The organism is Synechococcus sp. R70.1, assembly GCF_047461675.1.
In the GTDB taxonomy this organism is placed as follows: Bacteria; Cyanobacteriota; Cyanobacteriia; order Thermostichales; family Thermostichaceae; genus Thermostichus.
Map to the genome: position 1 here is coordinate 222,740 of NZ_JANSHR010000026.1, position 20,138 is coordinate 242,877.

Here is a 20,138-nt window from a genome sequence, read left to right on the forward strand (position 1 = left end):
TGGTTAGCCAACCCTGCACAATTGGGCCTGGACAAGGCCACTGCTGCTGGATAACAATAGGCAGAAACAGTACTTAACAACCAAGCCAAGTCTGCCCCAGGGGTGGCTCCAGGCGAAGCTTTAAGGTATGGCACTGCATGCGGAGTTGCACCGCCACCTAGGCGGTTCGGTTGTTCCTAGGATTTTGTGGCGCTACCTGCATCGCCACGGATCTCCCCTAGCAGAACGCTTTCCCGACTACGCCGAGTTTGAGGAGTTCTACACCCGCCCCCGCAACACCCTGGAAGAGTACCTAGAGCTGCACACCCTGGTGGAGCAGGTGCAAACTCTAGAGAGCTTACCCTATTTCGTCTATCGCCTGATCCGGGGGGCCTATGTCTTTGAAGACCTGGCCTATCTGGAAATTCGCTACACCCCCTACCTACGCACGGATCCTAAGCTGGACGAGGCCGATCGCCTCAAGCAGATGCGGCAGGTCATTGAGATAGTGGGGCAGGCCTGCCAGCAGCGAGAATATCCCATCATCACCACCCAGATCGTGTGTTTGCACTCCCGCCTGCCCAGCCACATCAACCGCGCCATGGTCGAGGCGGCTGCTGAGTCGGAGTATGTCAGTGGCATTGACCTGGCCGGGGGAGATAAGGCCTACGGCGAGCGGATGGACGAGTGGATTGAGCTCTTCAAGTATGCCCTGGCCCGTGGCCTCAAAACTACTGCCCACCTCTATGAGACGCTGGATGGCTGTTATCCAGAGCTGTTGCCCTATGTCTTGCGGATTGGCCATGGCATTCAGATCCCTCTCCACTACCCAGAGCTGCTGCCAGAGCTGGCGCGGCGAGGCCAATGCCTAGAGGTCTGTCCTACCACTTACCTGAAGACGGGTACGCTGCCCAGTTTGGAGCCCCTTAAGCTAGTCTTTGACCGCTGCTTTGAGGCGGGGGTGGATATCGCCATCTGCACCGACAACGCCGGCTTGCACAATGTGCGTCTGCCGTTTGAGTACGAGAACCTACTGACCCACGACATCATCGATTTCGATCAGCTTAAGCGGTGTCAGGAGGCGGCTTTTCGCCACGCTTTTGCCTGGCCTTACAAAGAATACCCAGCTCTGCTGTTGTCGGAGCTCCAGCGGTCGGCATCGGCTTCCTTAGTGGCTTTGTAGAACAGAGTGGGATTGCTGGGTAGCCTGTAAGCCAAGGTTTAACGCCGCCGTTAGGTAAGGGTTTGCCCATGCGGGAACAATCGGATCTCTTGACCCGTAGCCTCATCGCCCTAATCCGAGGTTACCAGGTAGCCATTTCCCCTCTGCTACCGCCCGCCTGCCGCTACTACCCCACTTGCTCCCAATACATGCTGGAAGCGGTGCGGCGCTATGGGGCCATCCGAGGGGGTTGGCTAGGGATCCGCCGTCTCTGCCGCTGCCATCCTTGGCACCCAGGGGGCTACGATCCAGTGCCTGACTTGCCGGGATCTGCAGCCGACGAAAACTGTCGCCCCAGCCGCAACTGAACGCTTCAATCTCGGTAGCAGGCCACCGCCTCGATTTCCACCAAAGCATTGAGGGGCAGACAGGCCACCTGGATACAGGAGCGGGCTGGTGCGGGCTCGGTGGCGAAGAACTCTCGATAAACCTCGTTCATGGCGGCAAAGTCTTTCATATCCGCCAAAAAGACCGTGGTTTTTACCACATTGGCTAGGCACGTTCCCCCCGCTTCCAGCACCGCCTTTAGGTTGAGCAGCGCCTGTCGAGTTTGCGAGGCAACATCTTCTCCCACCAACCTGCCGGTTTTGGGATCCAAGCCCAACTGGCCAGCAGTAAACAGGAAAGGCCCGGAAGCGACAACGCCCTGGCTGTAAGGACCTACAGGGGCAGGAGCAGCCTCGGTTCGCACCTCCCGGGGACCTGCCCCGGCTTGAGGCTCAGAACTGACCGGCTTCCTCTGCTCCATGGGGATTGGCGGAACTCTGCAGCTAACCTACCACAGGTGGATCCCCGGCAATGGCAAGATCTACTCGTCGGCCAAAAGAAGCAGCTATGCCCTTAATTAAGTTGCAAACGCCGCTGCAGCCTGAACCTGCCGCTGTGGAGGAGCTGCTCAAGTCGCTCTCTGCCGCTCTGGCCAAACAGGTGAGCAAGCCGGAAGCCTACGTGATGACCGCCTTTGAAGGAGGGATCCCGATGACCTTTGGCGGCAGTGCGGATCCCTGCTGCTACGTGGAAATCAAAAGCGTGGGTCAATTTTCCGCCGAGCAAACCCGGGCCATGAGTGAGTTTTTTTGCAGCGCCATCGAGGCAGCTTTGGGGATCCCGAAGAAGAGGATTTTCATCGAGTTCACTGAGGCCAAGGGCTACCTCTGGGGATGGAATGGCACAACCTTTGGATGAAATGCCGCCCAAGAAAACTGAAACGAGGGACGGCTGCCGTTGGCAAGAACCTAACCAACAAGCTGGCAGAGGGTTTTTTGTCTTTCTCGATCCTGGTCCTCTAGCTCTTGGATGGCCTGTTGGTACACCTGGGCAGGGGTGGATCCCTGGCTGACCTGCTGCAGCCAGCGCTGGGCCTCGTTGCCCCGTTGGAGCAGAGTTTGCAGGGGAGCCAAGAAGCAGCCCAGGCCCTGGGGTTGGCCAATGCGCCAGGCTTCGGTCAGCAGCTCTTCAATCCACTCCTGGGCTGAGCGTTCGCGGCCGGTGCGCCAATCGATCAGCCGAGCTTGCAGGGACTCGCGGGCGGCAGCTTGCTCGTTAGCCTCGCAAAGGCTCTCCAGCTCCGCTGGGGTAAAGGGCCCCTGCAAGGGATCCAGAACCTCCGGCTGGGATAGCAATTGCCAGAGGCGGGCCTCCACCAAGGCAGCAATGGCCAGGACCATCACTGGGTCCGCCACCAGGTCGCAGATGCGCAGCTCCACCCGGTTGAGATGGTAGGGCCGCTCTGGACCATTAGGCCGCACAGAAGCCCAGAGGTGGCGTACATTCTGCATCGTGCCCAGGGCCAGTTGCTCCTGCATCCAGGCGATGTAATGGGCGTGATCCCGGAAGAAGGGCACCTGAGCTGGCGTTTTGGGAAACACCTGCCAACGGCTGGAATGATAGCCCGTTACCTGGCCGTCCAGGAAAGGGGAAGAAGCGCTCAGGGCCAAGTAAAGAGGGGCTTCCGCCCGCAGCAGACGACAGGCGAGGAAAATGGCCTCGCTATCCGGCAGGCCAACATTGATGTGGATGCTGGCAGTTACCACCCGCGTGCCGTAGGTGCGCTCGATGTAGTCGTGGTAGGGGTTGCCCGGATCCGAGCGCTCAAAGTGGTCGCTGCCGCCCAAAGCCAGGGTGCTCCCCGGCAAGAGGGTGTAAGGGCCCAGGCGGCGCAAAAACTGCCGCAGTTGCAGGCGGGGCCGAAGAAGGGCACAGAGCAGATCTTCGTAGCGGCGAAGGGGCGGGGTGATGTACTCCACGTTGCGCCGATCCGGTTCTCGCATGAACCCCGGCAAGGCCCGGCAGATGCGATCCGACAGCCCCACCACTTCCCCGGCGGCGGTGCCGGTGTACATTTCTACCTCAAAGCCCTTGGTCAACAGCACAGGCCAGCCTCCAGCCGCAGCCTCCTCTGCCCATTTTCCCAGGGTTTTGCAGGTACTACAATGTCGGCAAGGCTTGAAGGCAAGAGCAAGGCCAGATGCGGGATCCCATCTATATCCTGGGGGCAGGGCCGGCGGGCATGGCGGCTGCCTACCGCTTGACCCAGCTGGGCTTCCCCGTGGTGGTAGTGGAACGAGAAGAGGGAGTCGGGGGCTTGGCCAAAAGCATTCGCTACCAGGGGTTCATTCTCGACTATGGCCCGCACCGGTTTTTTACCAAGATCCCAGCGGTGCTGGAGTTGTGGAACCAGGTTTTGGGATCCGAACAAGTAACTGTCCGGCGGCTTACCCGCATCTACTACCGCAAGCAATATTTTCAGTACCCCATTCAAGCTTGGGAAGTCCTGCGCAAAGTGGGGTGGTGGGAAAGCCTGCCCATTGTCCTTTCCTATCTTTGGGCACAACTCATTCCGCGGCCAGCTCCCCGCAACTTTGCCGATTGGGTCAAGGGCAAATTTGGCACCCAGCTCTATAGCCACAGGCTCTGGCAGGTGAACTTCGACAATGATTACCAAGAATAGATTGAAGCAACTCAGTCAGCTGTTGCAGCCAGGTTGGCAACATCTTGCCCCTTTCTTATGGCAAATCTTGCTGCCCAGTTTGGCCCTGACGGTGCTGCAGATCTTCATGATCTCGCTCTGGAGTAAGGAAAGCGATTATGTTTCCATCTTCAAGGGCCTAACTCAGTGGGATAGCCATTGGTATCTAGGCATCGTGCGGCAGGGTTATCAGTTTTTGGGCTTCGACAAGATTGCCTACGAGCAGAGCAACGTGGCCTTCTTCCCCGGCTATCCCCTCGCTGTTGCTACTATCAGCCGCTTGTTGAGAATCGAACCCGAGGTAGGGCTTTACCTCGCCGCTCAGCTCTTTTGCTGGCTGATGTGGATTTACCTTTTCCTGTTTTACCGCCGCTGGCAAATTCCCCTGGTCTGGCAAATCTTGGCAAGTTTGCTCATCCTGGCCTATCCCACTAGCTTTTATCTGTGTGTGGGCTACAGCGAATCTTTGTTTGTAGCCAGCTTGTTGGGTTTTCTCTACTGGTCAATTCACTGGGAGCGTCCTCTGCTGATGCTGCTAGCCGGGGTTCACGGCTTGGTGATGAGTGCCACTCGCATTGTTGGCTTGCCCGTAGCCTTGATTCCGCTTCTCAATCTCTGGTCAGGATCCCGACGTTGGCTTTGGAACCTGGCTACAGTGAGCCTAGCTTTGCTGGGGGGCCTAGGCTTTTTTCTCTACTGTCAGCTTTTCTTTGGAAGCTGGGAGCTCTACATGAAAATGCAGCCTTACTTTGGTTCCAGCTTTGTTAATTACCTAGCCATTGTTCAAGCGCACACCTACACTCCCCTTTTTTCTATTGACCACTGGCAATCCCTGTTTTCCCCTTCTAGGGCTTTGGGAGACCAGATATGGGCAATTTCTCTCAGTCAACTGTTTGTTCCCCTCACCCTGGGATCCCTACTGGTGACTGGTTTGATAGATGGGATCAGCGCTACAGCTGGTAAAAGTCAGTGCTGGCAGGAGAGGCTGGGGTTTCATTTGGCCGCTTGGTCGATGTTTTATATTGCCCTAGCAGGGGGGAGTGCGGTGGGCCAGCGAAGCATGAGCCGCTACTGCTTGCCGGTTCACCTCGTGCAGGTATTGGCGTTGGTGCATTGGGCTAAGTACACCGATTTTAGCTTCATCCCCGAACGGATCCGGCCCTATCTTGGCAATACCCTAAAGCTGGGGTATGTGCTTTTGGCTTTCATCTTTTTCGCCCTCAACCAAATCCTCACTTGGCGCTATGCCCACCATCTCTGGGTAGCTTGAATCAACGTGGCTAGGGATTAAGATGTGAGGGATCCCGACTTCTCACCAACTGAGAGCTGTGGCGTTTTCTTCTCTCCGCAAGTGGCCTCGGCGGAAATCGTCCCTGCGGGTGGCTCAGCCCATCGAGCCCACCAAGGTCTACCCCTGCCCGTGTTACCAGCAAGGCCAGCTGCGCCTGATCACCCTAACTGAGGCCTTCGGGTGCAGCCGTTGCCAGCATATCTTCGCCATTACCCCCGACCGCCTGCACATTGAGCAGTTGGCTGTTTCCTATCCCTACCGCAAGATCTGGTTCTGGAACGGCCAGCAATGGGTGCTGCGGCGGGAAAATACCCTCCAGGGATCCATGCTCTTGGGCTTGACCCTCAGCTTGGGGGTTATTTTGGCCGTGGGGTTTTTCGGCGCGGTGCTCTTCCCCAGCCAAACCCAGTTGCTCAGTGGGTTCCTGATTCTTTGCCTGTTGTTAACGCTGTTGATGGTGACGGCAATCCTGCTGCTGCGGCGGCCTTGAGAGGCTTGGGATCGTGGCCAGCCCCTGCGCCTCCGGGATCCCCAGTTTCAGCCCTTTGTTAGTAGTAGTCAGGAGCAGGTCTGTTGCCGGTCGGCTAGGCAAGAGGGAAGGGAGTGTTCCATCCAGGTCTTGCCCGCTCGAGACCCCGCAGCCAATCCTCAAGAGGACTTGCTGCTGTTGCTGCTGCGGCAAACCCGCTACGTGGCCGCCCCGGCTGGGTGGAGTTCCTGTTGCAGGCTAGCAAAGTGCCGATCCTAGCTACCCACCTGGGCTACACAGCTCCCTGACCTTTGGCGAAGTCGGCTTTGCTGGATCCTTTGGCTCGCTATGGCCCAGAAGGGATCTCTACCCTTGGGCTGCCAATCCACGCCGACTGGGCCGCTAGCCACCTGCCAGCTCTGGTCGAGGCTTCCCATGTCCAGGCCGCCGCTCCTATCCTGGAGGAGTTTCCGCAGCTCCAGCCGCTGGGGGAAAGGCGTCGCCATCTGCGCCTCCAGCTGTGGCGGATTTGACAGAGGCCATCGCCTCACAGCTACCATCAGTCGGAAACAGCCAATCGGCGGCCCAGCGCTTTCTGGAGGAAGTGGATGCGGCTCTCATTCTGGAAGCCCTGAGCCCGGTGAAAGGAGTGACCCAGGGCGACCTGTAGTCCCGCCAACCCCCTTCTCCAAAGCTGGCCGGACCAGGCGAGACTGAAGATAGGGATCCACTCCCAGGTTGTCATCCTACAGAGCCCAAGCGACTAGGGGGGAACTCCTTTGGGGATTGATCTACGCAGCTACGTGTTCTTGGATCGGCTCCAGCCCCAGTACGCCGCCTACTTGGGCACGGTGGCCCAGGGCTTCTTGCCCCTGCCAGGGGACACTTCCCTCTGGGTCGAAATCTCCCCCGGCATCGAGATCAACCGCGTCATGGACATTGCCCTCAAAGCCACCTCGGTAAGGCCAGGGTTGCAGGTGGTGGAGCGCCTCTACGGCCTTTTGGAGGTTCACTCCAGTAACCAGGGGGATACCCGCACGGCTGGGCAAGCCATCCTAGCGGCTTTGGGGGTAAGCGAAAAGGAGCGCCTAAGGCCGCGCATCATCTCCAGCCAAATTATCCGCAACATCGATCCCCACCAGACTCAGCTGATCAACCGTTTCCGCCGCGGCCAAATGCTCCTAGCGGGCCAAACCCTCTACATCCTGGAGGTGCAGCCGGCAGGCTATGCCCCCCTGGCCGCCAACGAGGCAGAAAAATCGGCCCGGATCAACATCCTCGAGGTAATGCCCTTTGGCAGCTTTGGCCGCGTGTACTTGGGCGGAGAAGAGCAGGACATTCTGGCCGCCTGTCGAGCCGCTGAGGAAAGCCTGGCGGCAATTTCTGGGCGGGATCCCTTGCTGTTGCCTGAGGAGGTATAGAATGACAGGACTGCATTCCAAGCCTTCACCCGAAGCCAGTGCACCTCTGTCACCCAGTCGGGATCCCACCCTGGAGCGGGCAAGGTTGCTTGCCGAAGTGGCCGCTCCCTACCGCAGCTTGCGCCGCTTTATCTACCTGGCGGTGGGATTCTCGGCCACAGTTGGTGCGTTGGTGTTTTTCTTTCAGGCCTTGGCAGGGCGGGATCTAGAGACCACCTTGCCCAGCTTGGCCCTGCAGTTAGGGATCCTGGCTGGCGCCATCGGCCTAGAGAGGCTAGAAAACCGCTCCCACCAGAAGGTGATCAGACAGGCAAAGCAACGCTTAGGCATCCAGCAGCCCCCATCACCTGGAGAGGGCTAGTTGCCCGTCTGCCAGTTCCTTAGTCATCTTCATCCTCATGAGCCCTGGGCAAGTAGCGGCGCTGAACTTGGCGGTCGGGATCCACCTCTGCCCACTTTTGAACAATTTGGACACCTAGAAAGGTGAGAAAAGCCCCCAAAGCCACAAAGGTGAGAGGTGGGATCGCCAGGATCGCCACCGCCACCAGCACGTAGATGGCCACCTTGGGCAGAGAGGGATCCACCCTCCAGCCGCGGCGGTACACCCAGTTGGTGAGCTGCTGATCCCAGCGGCGCAAGCGAGGGACGTTCTCTGTGTAGATCTCGGCCAAAATGGGCCAAAGACGGCGCAGCTGGCCTTGGGCTTGCTGTTTCCAATCCCGCGGCGAGTGTCTCATCGGGAGGATCCCTTGCCCTGTCCTTCCTCAGGTCATCCTAGCCCAACCCCACCAGCAGTCCGCTGGGAAGACGGAGGATGTAAACATTTGCATCGGAGATTGGGGTGGCTGGACAGGGCTACAGTACACTGGGGGCACCTGCGCAGCGGTTTGGCTGCCGCGCTCTTCGGTAAATCTTTTGAACTGCTCGACTGGAGAACACCAATGGCTCACACGGTCAAGATCTACGACACCTGCATCGGCTGTACTCAGTGCGTGCGGGCTTGCCCCACCGATGTGTTGGAAATGGTGCCCTGGAAGGGGAACAACAAAGCCGGCATGATCGCCGCAGCCCCCCGCACCGAAGACTGTGTTGGCTGCAAACGCTGTGAAACCGCTTGCCCCACCGATTTCCTGAGCATCCGCGTCTATCTGGGCCCCGAAACCACCCGCAGCATGGGCCTGGCTTACTAAGCAGGTTGGGTTGCAGTTTTCACTGGAGATTGCCTGCTCGCTCAAGCCCCTCCCACCATAGGAAAACAGCACCTTTGAACCTCAGCCTCTCCTCGACGGGAAAAAAAGTTGGGCGAGCCGTTGCTGTAGCCAGTTGGTTTATTCGGAGAGGAGGGATCCCTCCTCTTCCTTTCTTCAAGGGTCGAGATAGAGTCGGTGTTGGCGAATGTAGTGCTCCACGGCGGGGGGTACCAAGTAGCGGATGGATCCCCCTTTTTGGATCTGCTGGCGCAGGTAGGTGGAAGAAAGGGTTAGGGTAGGGGCTTCCAGGATTTCCGCCTGGATGGGTAGCTTCTCAGCCACCGCCCGCAGCACCTGGGCAGCGTCGCCAGCATCAAGGCGAGGGGCAACAATCCACTGACAGAGGCGGGCCAGCTCCTCTGCCTGGTACCACTGAGGCAGATCCCGCAGGGCATCCACGCCGATAATCCAATACCACTGGGTGTTGGGCTGTTCCTGGATGAGGCAGCGTAGGGTCTCGATAGTGTAAGAAGGGCCGGGACGGCGGATCTCCAAGTCCGAGCAGGCAAAGCGCTCATGGTCAGCAATGGCCAGCTTTACCATGGCCAGGCGATCCTCTTTGCTGGCGCCCCCAGCTAAGGGCTTGTGGGGTGGATCCCCTGCCGGCATCCACAGCACCTGATCCAGGTTGAACTGCCAGAGGGCTTGCTCGGCCATGATCAGATGGCCGTGGTGGACGGGGTTAAAGGTGCCGCCGAGAATGCCAACGCGGCGCTGCTTGGGAGCAGAGGAATTCATGGCTGTTGGCTGAGGTAGCTGATGGCATCGCGCAGCCAATCCTCTGTTTGCCGGGGCTGGGGTGGCAGGGCTTGGAGGGCTGCTTGGATTTCCTGGGGGCTATAGCCAAGGGCCAGCAAGGCCATTTCCACCTCTTCGCGGATAGGGGAAGGCGGCCCCCCCGACCAAGGCTGATTGGCATTCTCCAGGCCTTTTCGCCAGTGGGCCAATTTGCTTTTTAGCTCCAGCGCCAGCCGCTGGGCGGTCTTGTGTCCTACCCCTGGAGCCAGGGAGAGGAGGCGGGCATTTTCAGTTACCACTGCCTGGACCAGCTCCGGTAGGGCAAAGGTGTTGAGCAATGCCAAGCCTAGGGCTGGCCCCACCCCTGGTACTTTAATCAGTTCTGCAAACAGATCCCGCTCCGCTGCCGAGCCAAACCCATACAACACCAGCTCGGTCTCCCGCACGAGCAAATGGGTGAACACCCGCACGGGCTCCCCTATGGGGGGCAGTTGCTTGAGAAAACGTGCCGGCGCCTGGATGCGATAGCCGATCCCTTGCACCTCTAGAGTGAGGCTGCTGCGCTCTCCCAGTTCTACCGCAACAAGATGACCTGTTAAAAATGCGATCATTTGCGTATCCAACCCGTGTTTAATACTCTGACCCGTAGCCTTCGGAGTTGGCCAGGCAAATCGACTAGGATGAAGAGAAGCTTGCGAGCAACCCTTATGGCTTCAACATCGGCACTGGCCACTCCTATCTCGGCCCGCTGGATTTGGCGAGGGCAGCCTGTCCATTATGTTGAACAGGGCGAGCAGGGCCAGCCTCTGCTGTTGGTGCACGGCTTTGGAGCCTCCACTGACCACTGGCGCAAGAACATTCCCGAATTGGCGCAACACTACCAGGTCTATGCCATTGATTTGCTTGGCTTTGGCCGTTCCGCCAAGCCCAAGTGGAACTACGACGCTGAGCTCTGGAAAGACCAACTGCGGGACTTCTGTCAACAGGTGATCCGACAGCCAGTGGTGGCCATTGGCAACTCCCTGGGCGGCTATGTGGTGCTTAGCCTGGCAGCGGAGCATCCCGAATGGGTGCGGGGTGTGGTGCTGCTCAATGGAGCCGGCGGCTTTTCCACTGCCAAGGGATCCCGGCAGTGGCTGGGCAAGCTGGTGGGTTGGAGTCTGCGTCAGCCCTTGGTGTCTTACCTGTTGTTTCAGTACTTGCGCCAGCCCCAGGTGATCCGGGCCAAGCTCAAGCAGGTCTACTACAATCAGGCGGCAGTGACAGACCAGCTGGTGGAAGACATTCACCGGCCTACGCGGGAGCCGGGGGCGGCCGATGTGTTTGTGGCTCTGATGCGCGGCGGACAAAAAGGACGCTACGTGGACGAGCTGCTGCGCAGCCTAGCGCGACCCCTGCTGCTCATCTGGGGCGAGCGGGATCCCTGGATGCGGGTTCGCGAGCGCTCGCAGCTCTATCGCACTTACTACCCCACGGCAGTGGAATACTTCTTGGAAGCTGGCCACTGCCCCCACGACGAGTGTCCCGCCGAGGTTAATGCCATTATCCATCGCTGGATCGAGGAGAGGATCCCTTTCCCCTCCCCGCTAGTGCCGCCATCCATGAGGATCTAGCCGAGGTTGTCCAACGGCTGTGGCGGCAAAGCTCCTTCCAGGCCAATGGTATACTTCAGCCACTTCCCAGGTATCGCTGGCGCCGCGGGATCACGGGATCTAGGGTGAGGTCTTCACCATAGCAGCCGCAGTATTGGCAGCGGTGCCCATCGCGATGGAGGACATTGGGCTGCGTCAGGGGAATCCAATAGTGGCGAAGACGGATGACCGTAGGCAGAAGAACGTTGCCGTGGACTACTTTACCGTTGTGCCCGATTTGCTCAGCCTTGCCCTTGAGCAGCGCGATAGCCCGGCGCAACTGGTGATGTTGAGCGGCTCGTAGGAGGCATTGGCTACCAAAACCTTGCCCGTGCTGGGGATCCCCACCCGCTCCAAAAGGCGCCAGCTCCTAATTGAACCCAGCTTTACTGGACTGCGGCCACTTCCACTTGGTCAGCCGGCCCCAGGCTGACGCGAAACTGCCTAGCCCCCCTTGGCAAGGGATCCGGCGCTACCTCAGGCACGTCGGCAAAGGGGGTTATGGCGCGGCGCTCCCGAGCGGGCGCATTCTTTGGTTCGGCAGCCAAGGGGAATCCCGTCTCATCCACCGTTACCCGGTAGACTAAGCTCTCCTGCAAACCTGGGGGAGACTGCCACCGCTGGGCCAGGGTACTCTCCAGACGCTGCTGGAGATCTCCAGCGGCTTCCGGCGCAGTGAGCTGCTCCTGGGGTGGGGAGGGAGGAGGGGGGGGATCCCTGCGGCTGACCCAGAGGCCAACCCCAGCCACCAGGGCAATCCCGCCCGCCAGCAAGGCAGCAATTGCGGTGGGCTGTCGATACCAAGCCGGCGTCGGCGGCGTTGCCAGTTTGTCCAGTTGGGGCAGATCTTCAGCCGCCTGCGAGAGGTTTTCCAGGAGGTCATACAACTGCGTCATCGACAGATCCACCTGGGCAATGCGATCCTCCCCCTGCCGCACCGTAAGGCGGTGGGAAATAAAATCCAGCGGGCGGATGGCCGCCGTACCACTGAAAGTTCCCTTGGGCGTACCGCTGAGCTGGGATTCAACGTAGCGGTCGATCACCGTGATCAAATTCTTGAGCCAAACGCTGTCTCCCTGCAGAGTTTTGGTAGTCTCTCCCTGGCGGATTTCCAGCTGACACTCAAAGTTGCTCTCAATCGCCTGTAATGGCAACCTAGCAGAGCCATCAACTGGCCGGGAAGGGAGGGGCGCTTCCCCGCGCACGGTGAGGGTCGAGGTGGGCTGGTGATAGGTTTGGCTGAGGGTGAGGCTGGGCATAACTCCAAGGCTGAGGGCTAGGAAGAGGGCAGGGCATCTGATCCTACCTTGCTGCTGGCAGGGAGATCCATCTCAGGGCGATTGAGCAAGGCTTTCCACAGGCGCTCTGCTCCCCGGGGGCTACTGTAGAACAGCAGCTCAATCAGGATGCGCAGAGCCAGTTCGGCAAGGCTATCCTCATCGCGGACATCCCCATCCACCATACGGCTGCGGTAGTGGGAGATAAACTCGCCTAGATAATCGCCCACCAGCGGCTGACGGAAAGGGCTGAGCTCCTGCTTGAGGGCAGCTTCCAGTTGCTCCAGCGTGCTACGGATACGGGCCTGTTGCTGGGCTGCCAGATAGGCAATTACTCTGGCCAGGGCGCGGGCCTCTGCGATCTCGACTTTCTTGGGTTCACCGCTAGTGCGGCGGAGGGGATTGGCGTTGCGCAGGCGCCAGAGGGCCACTCGATCGCCAATGTACTCTTCTAGGTTCAGGGCCTTGGCTGCTGCCAGAACGGCCTCGGAACTCTCCCCGCTCAAGGACTCCAGGCCCAACAACAGCAAATCCAAGTGGGCTTTGATGGCTGCAGTAGCTGTGGTGGGGCCAAGGGCTTGAGGATCTAACTGAATCTGCCTAGGTTCCACTGTCACGCTGTTAATGGGAACTTTTAGCTCGGATAGGACTCTATGATCTCCTCTCCAGGGTAAACTCGCAACCCACCTCTTTGCCTTGGGCAAGAGCTCGGCCGCCAGGTATAGAGCTCTACTCCACCTCCCTTCAGATTGGCGATGTATACTGTAGCAAACCCAGGGAGAGGAGAAGCCCCACTTGAACTGAGCTGCAGCTTCTGTGTAACGCCCTGCCTTTTTGAAGGCCAGGGCAATGCTAGACCTTGTTCCAGATGAGCATGGATGCTTCCCAACACAGCCCTGCCCCCCTAATCCTGATCTTCAAGGATCAGCTGGGCCAGCGCGGCGTTGTGTTGGACAAGATTTACTACTCGGTAGGGCGAGCCGCCAACAGCCACATCCGTCTCTATGACCCCTTTGTTTCCCGCCAGCACGCTGTCATTATCCGCGTTCCTGAAGAAAGCCAGGCTGGATACAGCTACGTGATCTTTGACGGCAGCCCTGGCTCTCGTCAAAGCACCAATGGTTTGTTCGTCAATGGGAAACGGGTTTCCTCTCATCGGCTGCAGCTTTTTGACCAGATCGGGTTTGGGCCGAGGGTAACAGCCATTGTTAGGAGCACCGACCACTTCAGTCCCGATACCTTGGCTATCCTTTTGAAGACGCCGCCCAATGTTCCTGAGCCGGGATCCCAGCAGGACACCGAGAAAGAAGCGCTCAGAGAGAACGAAAGCTTCACTGCCATCCCCTGCCTTGCGGTATCCTGAGACCAGCAGCCTAGTGAGCTTTGGGTTCCCGTGGCTTCCATTCCCCCTGCGCTGAGCAGCTACTGGCAAAATGGCTTTGACCTGGAAGCTCACCTGGGAGCCTTCCTCGGTCTTGAAGCCGCCGAGCTGCAGGAAAAGCTGCGAGCTGGGCAACAACAGTTGGCAGAGCTGGGCCGGCGCGACTTCGGCTGGGATCAGGTAGAGGCCTTTTACCGGGATCGGGTGGGATCTGCCTATCTGCTGGACTTGGCCGCTTGGCACCTAAGCAGCACCGACTACATCGGTGACACCCTGCGCCTGGTGGCGGATCAGGCCCGCGGGCTGGTGCTGGATTTTGGCGGAGGCATTGGCACCCACACCATTGGGGCAGCCCTCTGCCCAGCAGTGGAGCAGGTGATTTTTTGGGATATCAACCCCATCCATCGGCAGTTTGTACAACTGCGGGCGGAAAAATTGGGTCTAAGCGAGCGGATCCACTGTCCAGAAACCTTGCCAGAAGAGATCTTTGATACCATCCTCTGCTTCGATGTGGTGGAACACCTGCCAGATCCAGCAGCTCAGTTGCGCCAGTTTTACGCTTGGCTCAAGCCGGAAGGTAAGTTGTTGATCAACTGGTATTTTTTCAAGGGGTTTAACGACGAGTTTCCTTTCCACCTGGACGACCCCCAGAAAGTTGAGCAATTCTTCCAGGTGCTGCAAAGTCACTTTTTGGAAGTGTTTCATCCCTATCTCATCACTGCCCGCTGCTACCGCAAGTGGAATAAAGGCTGAGACTGGAGAGAACCCAAGTGCTGCGCTACTTGCAGGTGTTGTGGCTGTTTTGGAGCACTTCTGTAGCAGCAGAAATGGAGTACCGGGCCAATTTTTTCTTTGCCAGCCTCAGCAGCTTAGGCGGCCTGGCGTCAGCCTTGTTTGGGCTGTCGCTGTTCTACCAGCAGGGGCACCGCTTGGGGGGCTGGAGTTGGCCGGAGGCGCTCATCGTCCTGGGGGTGTTCACCATCCTCCAGGGGGTGTCGACCAGCCTCTTTAACGTCAACCTCAATCGCATCGTGCAGCAGGTGCAGGAGGGCACCCTGGATTTTGTTTTGCTCAAGCCCATCAGCAGCCAGTTTTGGCTGTCAACGCGGGTGTTCTCTCCCTGGGGCCTGGTGGATATCGGCTTTGGCCTGTTGCTGATTCTCTACGCCGGGATCCAGTTGGAGCTGCCAGCCTGGGCCTATGTCCTGGGGCTAGTGCCCTTTTTGCTGGGGCTGGTCATTCTCTACAGCCTCTGGTTTATGCTGGCGGCCACCAGCATCTGGTTTGTTAAGATCTACAACGTCACCGAGGTGCTGCGGGGCTTGGTAGAGGCTGGGCGATTCCCGCTGGTGGCCTATCCGGTGGCCTATCGGCTGTTTTTTACCTTCGTCGTGCCGGTGGCTTTCTTGACCACAGTGCCGGCGGAAGCTTTGTTGGGGCGAGCCCAATGGCCCTGGCTTGTGGGATCCGCCCTGTTGGCAGGAGGGTTGCTGTGGGGATCCCATCTGTTCTGGCGCTTTGCCTTGCGCTTCTACACCAGCGCTTCTAGTTAAGTCTTGCCTCCTCAACTGCAGCCGACCCCACCGCCTAGGAGAGGCTCAAAGGGAATTAGGTTAAGATGAAAGTCGCGACTGCGCCAAAACCCTTGGAGGCCAGGTCATGGGCGAAGCCAAACGCCGCAAAACCCGCAGCAGCCCAGATCCCGACCAAGAGTTGCTGTTTCCCAGCTTCAAAAGCATTCCTCTCACCAAAGCCCAAGCCCGCACGATCTACAACTGGACAACTCGAGGCACTTGGGCCGGCATTATTCTCCTAGCCATTGTCTGGGTGATAGTGCGATTTGTGGGGCCTGCTTTCGGCTGGTGGCATCTGGCGGGCTAGCCAGCTGGATCCTTTGAGTTTTCCCGGAGTTTCCCTATGCAATCCTACTTGGCAGCCGCCCTTCAGATGACCAGCACGCCTGATCTGGCCGGCAACTTCCAGCAGGCAGAGGAGTGGATTGACTTTGCGGCGCGCCGGGGCTGTGAGCTCGTAACCCTGCCGGAAAACTTTGCCTTCATGGGGCCAGAGGAAGAGAAAGTTCGTCTTGCTCCGGAGATCGCGCAGCGGGCGGAGGAATTCTTGGCCAAGATGGCCCAGCGCTACCAGGTATTTGTGCTGGGTGGGGGATACCCGGTGCCAGATGGAGAGGGCAAGGTGTACAACACGGCCGCCCTCTACAGCCCAGAGGGCAGAGAGCTGGCTCGCTACCGCAAGATCCACCTTTTCGACGTCAACTTGCCCGACGGCAACACCTACCGCGAGTCCAACACGGTGGTGAGCGGCAACGAGGTGGTTGTCTACCAGGAAGAACGGCTAGGCACCCTTGGCCTTTCGGTCTGTTACGACGTGCGCTTTCCCGAGCTGTATCGCTCCCTGGTGGATCGGGGGGCAGAGGTGTTGCTGATCCCTGCCGCCTTTACGGCATACACGGGCCGGGATCACTGGCAGGTTTTACTGCAGTGTCGGGCTATTGAAAACACCTGTTATGTCATCGCCCCTGCCCAGGTGGGCACCCACTACGCGCGGCGGCAGTGCCACGGGCATGCCATGATCGTGGATCCCTGGGGGACGATCTTGGCGGATGCCGGCGGCGAAAAACCAGGGGCGGCCATTGCTGAGATCGACCCAGAGCGGCTGCAGCTTGTCCGACGGCAGATGCCCTCGCTGCAACACCGTCGGCTTGCCTGAGGGATCCCCTATGCCTTGGCCGCCGCTAATTCTCTACAGCAAGCCTGGCTGCCACCTCTGCGAGGGCTTAGCGGAGAAGTTGCAGCAGATCCCTGAAGTCAGGGAGCTGGAAATCCGTGACATTACTTCCAACCCCCTTTGGTGGGAGCAGTACTCCCTCGAGGTTCCCGTGCTGAAGGTGGCTGGGGATCCGGAACAGCCCCTACCGCGCCCTTCTCCGCGGCTAACGGTAGCGCAGTTGCGCAGCTGGCTGGGACAACAGTTGGGTGGTCTCTCAGGAGGCTAGCGCTTCCTTGCGGGCAGTGTAGCCGGCCTGGCGCAGAGCTGCAACGGTGGCCTCGGCATCTTTCACCCAAAATTCGGATCCCAGCCGCACCCAGAGGGTGTGGGGGGGGGCGACGAGGGCAGCCACCACGGGAATGCGATTTTCTTCCTGAGCTTCCGAGCGTTGACCGGCAAGTACCGCTTGCAGACGGCGCCGCTCCTCTACGGTTCCAGCAGAGTCCAGGGGAACTTCCACCGTGACCCAGCTTACTGCTTCAATGGGCTGCAGATCCTCCACAATCAATTGCACCTGCTCATCCCGCTGGTCGACCTTAGCCCAAACCAAGAGCCGTTGATCCACCTGCAGGCAACTGCGCAAACGCTTGTAAGTCTTGGGGAAGAGCACCGCTTCGCAAGTGCTTGTCAGATCTTCTAGTTGCAAAATGGCCATGCGCTCCCCTTTTTTGGTGCTGACGGTTTTGATGGCGGTCACTAGAGCGAGAATGCCGACTGAGGCCTCGGACGAGCAGGTCTTTAAGTCAGCGAGGTTGACAAGAGCTAGCAGCTGTACTTGCTTTTGGAGCCGCCGCAGAGGGTGATCCGAAACATAAAAGCCCAACAGTTCCCGCTCTAGCCTCAGCTTTTCCTGCGGTGGAAAATCTTCAGTTGCAGGCCCTTGGGGCGCTTCCGTAAAGCCCTGACTGCTGCTGCCCAGCAAATCAAACAGGCTGGCTTGGCCAATGGCTTTGGACTTGGCCCGCTCCGCCGCCCAACTGAGGACGGGATCCAGATCCGCTATGAGCTGTTTGCGGTTGCCGGAAATACCGTCGAAAGCGCCTGCACAGATGAGCGACTCTATGGCCCGGCGGTTGACGATGCGCAGATCGACCCGCTGGCAAAAGTCGGCCAAAGAGGTAAAGGGGCCGCCAGCCTGGCGAGTGGCCAGAATGTTTTGCACCGCTCCCTCGCCTACATTCTTCACTGCCCCCAAACCAAACAAAATGCTGGATCCCTGAGGCGTAAAGTCTAGGCCGGAGCGGTTGATGTCAGGCGGCTCAATTTGGATTCCGATTGACAGGCAGTAGGTGATGTAGCGCTGGACTCTATCCTGATCCCCGCTTACAGAAGAAAGCAGCGCTGCCATGTATTCTGTTGGGTAGTTGGCTTTTAGATAGGCGGTCTGGAAAGTAATCAATCCGTAGGCTGTAGAATGGGATTTGTTAAAGCAATACTCGGCAAAAGCAACCATCTGGTCGAAGAGCTCCGTGGCTACTTCTTTAGCCACACCTCGCTCGACTGCTCCTCGAACAAACTGCTCGCGGTGTTTCTCCATTTCCGAGACCTTCTTTTTCCCCATCGCCCGCCGCAGCAGGTCAGCCTGGCCCAGGGTATAGCCGGCCATGTCTTGGGCAATGCGCATGATCTGTTCTTGGTAGAGGATAGCCCCATAGGTATCTTGAAGGATTGGCTTGAGAAGGTCGTGGGCATAGGTTATCGGCTTGCGGCCATGTTTGCGATCGATAAAGTCTGGGATCATGCCCGTATCCAATGGCCCCGGTCGGTAGAGAGCCAAGACCGAGGAAATATCTTCCAGATTTGAGGGCTTGAGCTCTCGCACCACCTGCTTCATCCCGGAAGATTCCAGTTGGAAGATCCCTTCCACCTCCCCTTTTTCCAAAAGTTGGTAAGTCTTTGGATCGTCCAGTGGTAGGTTGTCCAGATCAATCACAACGCCTCTATGTTCTCGAATTAGCTCTACAGTCCGCTGGATCAGGGTTAGGTTGCGCAGCCCCAGAAAGTCCATCTTCAACAAGCCCAAAGACTCGATGTCCTCCATCGAGTACTGGGTAATAATTTGGCCTTCATTGTTGTACTGCAAAGGCACAATCTCATCCAACGGATCCTTGGAGATGACTACGCCAGCGGCATGGACTCCAAAGGTTTTGTTGGTGCCTTCTAGCAACCGAGCTAGGTCAATCCAGCGGCGGGTGGTTGGGTCTTTCTCATATTTTTCCTTGAACTCCGGAGCAGGAGTGTTCTCGCCGATCATCTCCTCTAGTTTTGCCGGCTTGCCCCGGGACACCGGGATCAACTTTGCCATTTTGTCAGCTTCGGCATAGGGGATATCCAGCACCCGAGCAACGTCCTTGAGGATAGCTTTGGAAGTCATGCGGTTAAAGGTAATGATCTGAGCCACTCGCTCCTGTCCATACTTGCGGGTTACGTATTCGATCAGCTCTCCCCGACGCTCGATACAAAAGTCAGTATCGATATCTGGCATTGATTGCCGTTCTGGGTTGAGAAAACGCTCGAAGAGCAACCCGTATTTGACAGGATCGATATTGGTAATCTGTAGGGCGTAGGCCACCAGGGATCCGGCTGCCGAACCACGGCCTGGGCCCACTGGGATCCCGTGCTCACGGGCATAGCGAACATAGTCCCAGACCACCAAGAAATAGCTGGAAAACCCCTTTTGCTGGATGATATCCAGCTCAAAGCGCAGGCGCTCCCGATAGTTTTGGGGGATCTGATCCGGATGGGCGACGCCACAGCGCTTTGCCAAGCCTTGCCAGGCTAGTTCAGCAAGGTAGCTATCGGCAGAATGACCTGGGGGAACTGGGTAGTCAGGCATGCGTATTTCCCCAAACAGGTCATAGTCCTCAATCTTTTCCAGCACTTTGAGGGTATTGGCAATCGCCTCGTCGATGACCTCCTGCTCGAGGTGATCGCGGCAGAGGCGGCGCATTTCCTCTAGGCTTTTTAGGTACTCTGTGCCCGTGTAGCGAAGGCGATTTTTCTCGGTGAGGGATTTGCCTGTCTGGATACAGAGCAGGGCATCGTGGGCCTCCACATCCCAGCAAGAAATAAAGTGGGTATCGTTGGTGAGGATGATTGGGATCCCCAACTCCCGAGCAATGCGAACCAATTGCACATTGACAAAGCGGTCTTCCCGGTAGCCGTGATCCTGGATCTCGATGTAGTAGTCATCTCCAAACTGTTCCTGGTACCAGGCGGCAACCTGACGAGCAATTTCTGGCCGCCCCTGCAAAATGGCCTGGGGAACCTCTCCAGCAAGGCAGCCGCTGGTAACAATCAACCCCTCCTTGTATTGCGCTAAATACTCTTTATTGATGCAGGGTCGAGCGAAGATCCCCTTGCCTTGAACGCCGTGGAGATGGGAAATGGTGGTCAGCTTCACCAAGTTTTTGTAGCCCTGGGTGTTTTTGGCCAAGACCACTTGGTGATACTTGGGGTACTTGCGGCTTTTGTCCCGAATGTTGCCGTTGATAACATACATTTCGTTGCCGATGATTGGCTTAATCCCTTTGCTTTTACACAGTTTCACCAGTTCGATGGCCCCGTACATAACGCCGTGATCCGTCAGGGCCAGCCCTGGGAAACCCATAGCCACTGCTTGCTCAATCAAAAGTGGCAGTCGGCTAGCCCCGTCTAGAAGGCTGTACTCGCTGTGCAAGTGCAAGGGAACAAAGGCCATGGCAACGGTAGGGATAAGGGA

The 20,138-nt window shown here is 58.2% G+C and carries 26 protein-coding genes and 1 pseudogene; 18 read left to right on the top strand and 9 right to left on the bottom strand.

Annotation, left to right across the window (positions count from 1 at the left end):
• Positions 1 to 127: 127 nt before the first annotated feature.
• A complete protein-coding gene (locus tag NW807_RS04005; protein WP_414395074.1) occupies positions 128 to 1,162 on the top strand; it encodes an adenosine deaminase in 1,035 nt (344 codons plus the stop codon).
• Positions 1,163 to 1,230: 68 nt separating this feature from the next.
• A complete protein-coding gene (gene yidD / locus NW807_RS04010; protein ID WP_414404731.1) occupies positions 1,231 to 1,509 on the top strand; it encodes a membrane protein insertion efficiency factor YidD in 279 nt (92 codons plus the stop codon).
• A 5-nt stretch (positions 1,510 to 1,514) separates the two neighbouring features.
• Here the strand turns inward: yidD and NW807_RS04015 are convergent, their stop codons facing one another.
• Entirely contained in the window at positions 1,515 to 1,892 is a 378-nt protein-coding gene (locus NW807_RS04015) for a RidA family protein (RefSeq protein ID WP_414404730.1), read from the bottom strand.
• A 143-nt stretch (positions 1,893 to 2,035) separates the two neighbouring features.
• Between NW807_RS04015 and NW807_RS04020 the strand changes: the two genes are divergently transcribed.
• Positions 2,036 to 2,386, top strand: coding sequence for a phenylpyruvate tautomerase MIF-related protein (locus NW807_RS04020; RefSeq protein WP_414422567.1), 351 nt, complete (start codon positions 2,036 to 2,038; stop codon positions 2,384 to 2,386).
• A gap of 50 nt (positions 2,387 to 2,436) precedes the next feature.
• Here the strand turns inward: NW807_RS04020 and gshA are convergent, their stop codons facing one another.
• Positions 2,437 to 3,573 carry a glutamate--cysteine ligase gene (gshA, locus tag NW807_RS04025; RefSeq protein WP_414404728.1) on the bottom strand — a complete coding sequence of 379 codons (1,137 nt, stop codon included), beginning with the start codon at positions 3,571 to 3,573 and terminating at the stop codon, positions 2,437 to 2,439.
• 95 nt (positions 3,574 to 3,668) lie between these two features.
• On the opposite strand from gshA, the gene NW807_RS04030 reads away from it, so the two are divergent.
• The 7 genes from NW807_RS04030 (at position 3,669) to NW807_RS04060 (ending at position 7,711) form a co-directional block, all read left to right on the top strand.
• Positions 3,669 to 4,151 (top strand): NAD(P)-binding protein, encoded by a 483-nt coding sequence (locus NW807_RS04030; protein WP_414425340.1) that lies wholly within the window; start codon positions 3,669 to 3,671, stop codon positions 4,149 to 4,151.
• Positions 4,152 to 4,218: 67 nt separating this feature from the next.
• Positions 4,219 to 5,439 (top strand): hypothetical protein, encoded by a 1,221-nt coding sequence (locus NW807_RS04035; RefSeq protein WP_414425341.1) that lies wholly within the window; start codon positions 4,219 to 4,221, stop codon positions 5,437 to 5,439.
• A 58-nt stretch (positions 5,440 to 5,497) separates the two neighbouring features.
• Complete coding sequence (locus NW807_RS04040; RefSeq protein WP_414425342.1) at positions 5,498 to 5,950, top strand: hypothetical protein; 453 nt, start codon at positions 5,498 to 5,500, stop codon at positions 5,948 to 5,950.
• 305 nt (positions 5,951 to 6,255) lie between these two features.
• Entirely contained in the window at positions 6,256 to 6,462 is a 207-nt protein-coding gene (locus NW807_RS04045) for a hypothetical protein (RefSeq protein ID WP_414425343.1), read from the top strand.
• Positions 6,459 to 6,599: a hypothetical protein gene (locus NW807_RS04050; RefSeq protein ID WP_414425344.1), complete on the top strand. Its 141-nt coding sequence runs from the start codon at positions 6,459 to 6,461 to the stop codon at positions 6,597 to 6,599. The genes NW807_RS04045 and NW807_RS04050 overlap by 4 nt, the downstream gene beginning before the upstream one ends.
• A 109-nt stretch (positions 6,600 to 6,708) precedes the next feature.
• Positions 6,709 to 7,350 carry a hypothetical protein gene (locus NW807_RS04055; protein WP_414395057.1) on the top strand — a complete coding sequence of 214 codons (642 nt, stop codon included), beginning with the start codon at positions 6,709 to 6,711 and terminating at the stop codon, positions 7,348 to 7,350.
• Position 7,351: 1 nt separating this feature from the next.
• Positions 7,352 to 7,711 carry a DUF3493 domain-containing protein gene (locus NW807_RS04060; protein WP_414425345.1) on the top strand — a complete coding sequence of 120 codons (360 nt, stop codon included), beginning with the start codon at positions 7,352 to 7,354 and terminating at the stop codon, positions 7,709 to 7,711.
• 19 nt (positions 7,712 to 7,730) lie between these two features.
• On the opposite strand, the gene NW807_RS04065 is transcribed toward NW807_RS04060, so the two are convergent.
• The gene (locus tag NW807_RS04065) at positions 7,731 to 8,087 is read right to left on the bottom strand and encodes a hypothetical protein (RefSeq protein ID WP_414425346.1); all 357 of its coding nucleotides are present in this window, start codon (positions 8,085 to 8,087) and stop codon (positions 7,731 to 7,733) included.
• A 204-nt stretch (positions 8,088 to 8,291) separates the two neighbouring features.
• On the opposite strand from NW807_RS04065, the gene psaC reads away from it, so the two are divergent.
• A complete protein-coding gene (gene psaC / locus NW807_RS04070) occupies positions 8,292 to 8,540 on the top strand; it encodes a photosystem I iron-sulfur center protein PsaC (protein ID WP_011429399.1) in 249 nt (82 codons plus the stop codon).
• Positions 8,541 to 8,714: 174 nt separating this feature from the next.
• On the opposite strand, the gene nadD is transcribed toward psaC, so the two are convergent.
• Both nadD and ruvA read right to left on the bottom strand, forming a co-directional pair.
• Positions 8,715 to 9,338: a nicotinate-nucleotide adenylyltransferase gene (gene nadD, locus NW807_RS04075; protein WP_414395050.1), complete on the bottom strand. Its 624-nt coding sequence runs from the start codon at positions 9,336 to 9,338 to the stop codon at positions 8,715 to 8,717.
• Positions 9,335 to 9,949, bottom strand: coding sequence for a Holliday junction branch migration protein RuvA (gene ruvA, locus NW807_RS04080; RefSeq protein ID WP_414404721.1), 615 nt, complete (start codon positions 9,947 to 9,949; stop codon positions 9,335 to 9,337). Before ruvA ends, nadD begins: the two co-directional genes overlap by 4 nt.
• Positions 9,950 to 10,045: 96 nt before the next feature.
• On the opposite strand from ruvA, the gene NW807_RS04085 reads away from it, so the two are divergent.
• A complete protein-coding gene (locus tag NW807_RS04085) occupies positions 10,046 to 10,951 on the top strand; it encodes an alpha/beta fold hydrolase (RefSeq protein ID WP_414425347.1) in 906 nt (301 codons plus the stop codon).
• An 82-nt stretch (positions 10,952 to 11,033) separates the two neighbouring features.
• Here the strand turns inward: NW807_RS04085 and NW807_RS04090 are convergent.
• The 3 genes and pseudogenes from NW807_RS04090 to NW807_RS04100 all read right to left on the bottom strand — a co-directional run.
• Positions 11,034 to 11,311 (bottom strand): annotated as a pseudogene (locus NW807_RS04090) (HNH endonuclease); the annotation flags it as partial.
• Positions 11,312 to 11,355: 44 nt separating this feature from the next.
• A complete protein-coding gene (locus tag NW807_RS04095) occupies positions 11,356 to 12,228 on the bottom strand; it encodes a DUF4335 domain-containing protein (RefSeq protein WP_414425348.1) in 873 nt (290 codons plus the stop codon).
• Positions 12,229 to 12,245: 17 nt separating this feature from the next.
• The gene (locus tag NW807_RS04100) at positions 12,246 to 12,863 is read right to left on the bottom strand and encodes a DUF3038 domain-containing protein (RefSeq protein WP_414404717.1); all 618 of its coding nucleotides are present in this window, start codon (positions 12,861 to 12,863) and stop codon (positions 12,246 to 12,248) included.
• A 251-nt stretch (positions 12,864 to 13,114) separates the two neighbouring features.
• On the opposite strand from NW807_RS04100, the gene NW807_RS04105 reads away from it, so the two are divergent.
• The 6 genes from NW807_RS04105 (at position 13,115) to NW807_RS04130 (ending at position 16,643) form a co-directional block, all read left to right on the top strand.
• Positions 13,115 to 13,609 carry an FHA domain-containing protein gene (locus NW807_RS04105; protein WP_414425349.1) on the top strand — a complete coding sequence of 165 codons (495 nt, stop codon included), beginning with the start codon at positions 13,115 to 13,117 and terminating at the stop codon, positions 13,607 to 13,609.
• 30 nt (positions 13,610 to 13,639) lie between these two features.
• Complete coding sequence (locus NW807_RS04110) at positions 13,640 to 14,380, top strand: class I SAM-dependent methyltransferase (protein ID WP_414425350.1); 741 nt, start codon at positions 13,640 to 13,642, stop codon at positions 14,378 to 14,380.
• Between the two features lie 17 nt (positions 14,381 to 14,397).
• Positions 14,398 to 15,180: an ABC transporter permease gene (locus NW807_RS04115; RefSeq protein ID WP_414425351.1), complete on the top strand. Its 783-nt coding sequence runs from the start codon at positions 14,398 to 14,400 to the stop codon at positions 15,178 to 15,180.
• A 106-nt stretch (positions 15,181 to 15,286) separates the two neighbouring features.
• The gene (locus NW807_RS04120; protein WP_414395038.1) at positions 15,287 to 15,508 is read left to right on the top strand and encodes a DUF2839 domain-containing protein; all 222 of its coding nucleotides are present in this window, start codon (positions 15,287 to 15,289) and stop codon (positions 15,506 to 15,508) included.
• Positions 15,509 to 15,544: 36 nt separating this feature from the next.
• The gene (locus NW807_RS04125; protein WP_414404713.1) at positions 15,545 to 16,357 is read left to right on the top strand and encodes a carbon-nitrogen hydrolase family protein; all 813 of its coding nucleotides are present in this window, start codon (positions 15,545 to 15,547) and stop codon (positions 16,355 to 16,357) included.
• Between the two features lie 10 nt (positions 16,358 to 16,367).
• Complete coding sequence (locus NW807_RS04130) at positions 16,368 to 16,643, top strand: glutaredoxin family protein (protein WP_414395036.1); 276 nt, start codon at positions 16,368 to 16,370, stop codon at positions 16,641 to 16,643.
• Here NW807_RS04130 and NW807_RS04135 read toward each other — a convergent pair.
• A complete protein-coding gene (locus NW807_RS04135; RefSeq protein ID WP_414425414.1) occupies positions 16,632 to 20,117 on the bottom strand; it encodes a DNA polymerase III subunit alpha in 3,486 nt (1,161 codons plus the stop codon). The two genes, NW807_RS04130 and NW807_RS04135, sit on opposite strands and share 12 nt — an antisense overlap.
• Positions 20,118 to 20,138: the final 21 nt, after the last annotated feature.

Bases quoted from the DNA above. Each gene is read 5' to 3' on its own strand.
- NW807_RS04005 (WP_414395074.1), top strand. From the start codon at position 128: ATGGCACTGCATGCGGAGTTGCACCGCCACCTAGGCGGTTCGGTTGTT.
- yidD (WP_414404731.1), top strand. From the start codon at position 1,231: ATGCGGGAACAATCGGATCTCTTGACCCGTAGCCTCATCGCCCTAATC.
- NW807_RS04020 (WP_414422567.1), top strand. From the start codon at position 2,036: ATGCCCTTAATTAAGTTGCAAACGCCGCTGCAGCCTGAACCTGCCGCT.
- NW807_RS04030 (WP_414425340.1), top strand. From the start codon at position 3,669: ATGCGGGATCCCATCTATATCCTGGGGGCAGGGCCGGCGGGCATGGCG.
- NW807_RS04060 (WP_414425345.1), top strand. From the start codon at position 7,352: ATGACAGGACTGCATTCCAAGCCTTCACCCGAAGCCAGTGCACCTCTG.
- NW807_RS04065 (WP_414425346.1), bottom strand. From the start codon at position 8,087: ATGAGACACTCGCCGCGGGATTGGAAACAGCAAGCCCAAGGCCAGCTG.
- psaC (WP_011429399.1), top strand. From the start codon at position 8,292: ATGGCTCACACGGTCAAGATCTACGACACCTGCATCGGCTGTACTCAG.
- nadD (WP_414395050.1), bottom strand. From the start codon at position 9,338: ATGAATTCCTCTGCTCCCAAGCAGCGCCGCGTTGGCATTCTCGGCGGC.
- ruvA (WP_414404721.1), bottom strand. From the start codon at position 9,949: ATGATCGCATTTTTAACAGGTCATCTTGTTGCGGTAGAACTGGGAGAG.
- NW807_RS04085 (WP_414425347.1), top strand. From the start codon at position 10,046: ATGGCTTCAACATCGGCACTGGCCACTCCTATCTCGGCCCGCTGGATT.
- NW807_RS04095 (WP_414425348.1), bottom strand. From the start codon at position 12,228: ATGCCCAGCCTCACCCTCAGCCAAACCTATCACCAGCCCACCTCGACC.
- NW807_RS04105 (WP_414425349.1), top strand. From the start codon at position 13,115: ATGAGCATGGATGCTTCCCAACACAGCCCTGCCCCCCTAATCCTGATC.
- NW807_RS04120 (WP_414395038.1), top strand. From the start codon at position 15,287: ATGGGCGAAGCCAAACGCCGCAAAACCCGCAGCAGCCCAGATCCCGAC.
- NW807_RS04125 (WP_414404713.1), top strand. From the start codon at position 15,545: ATGCAATCCTACTTGGCAGCCGCCCTTCAGATGACCAGCACGCCTGAT.
- NW807_RS04130 (WP_414395036.1), top strand. From the start codon at position 16,368: ATGCCTTGGCCGCCGCTAATTCTCTACAGCAAGCCTGGCTGCCACCTC.
- NW807_RS04135 (WP_414425414.1), bottom strand. From the start codon at position 20,117: ATGGCCTTTGTTCCCTTGCACTTGCACAGCGAGTACAGCCTTCTAGAC.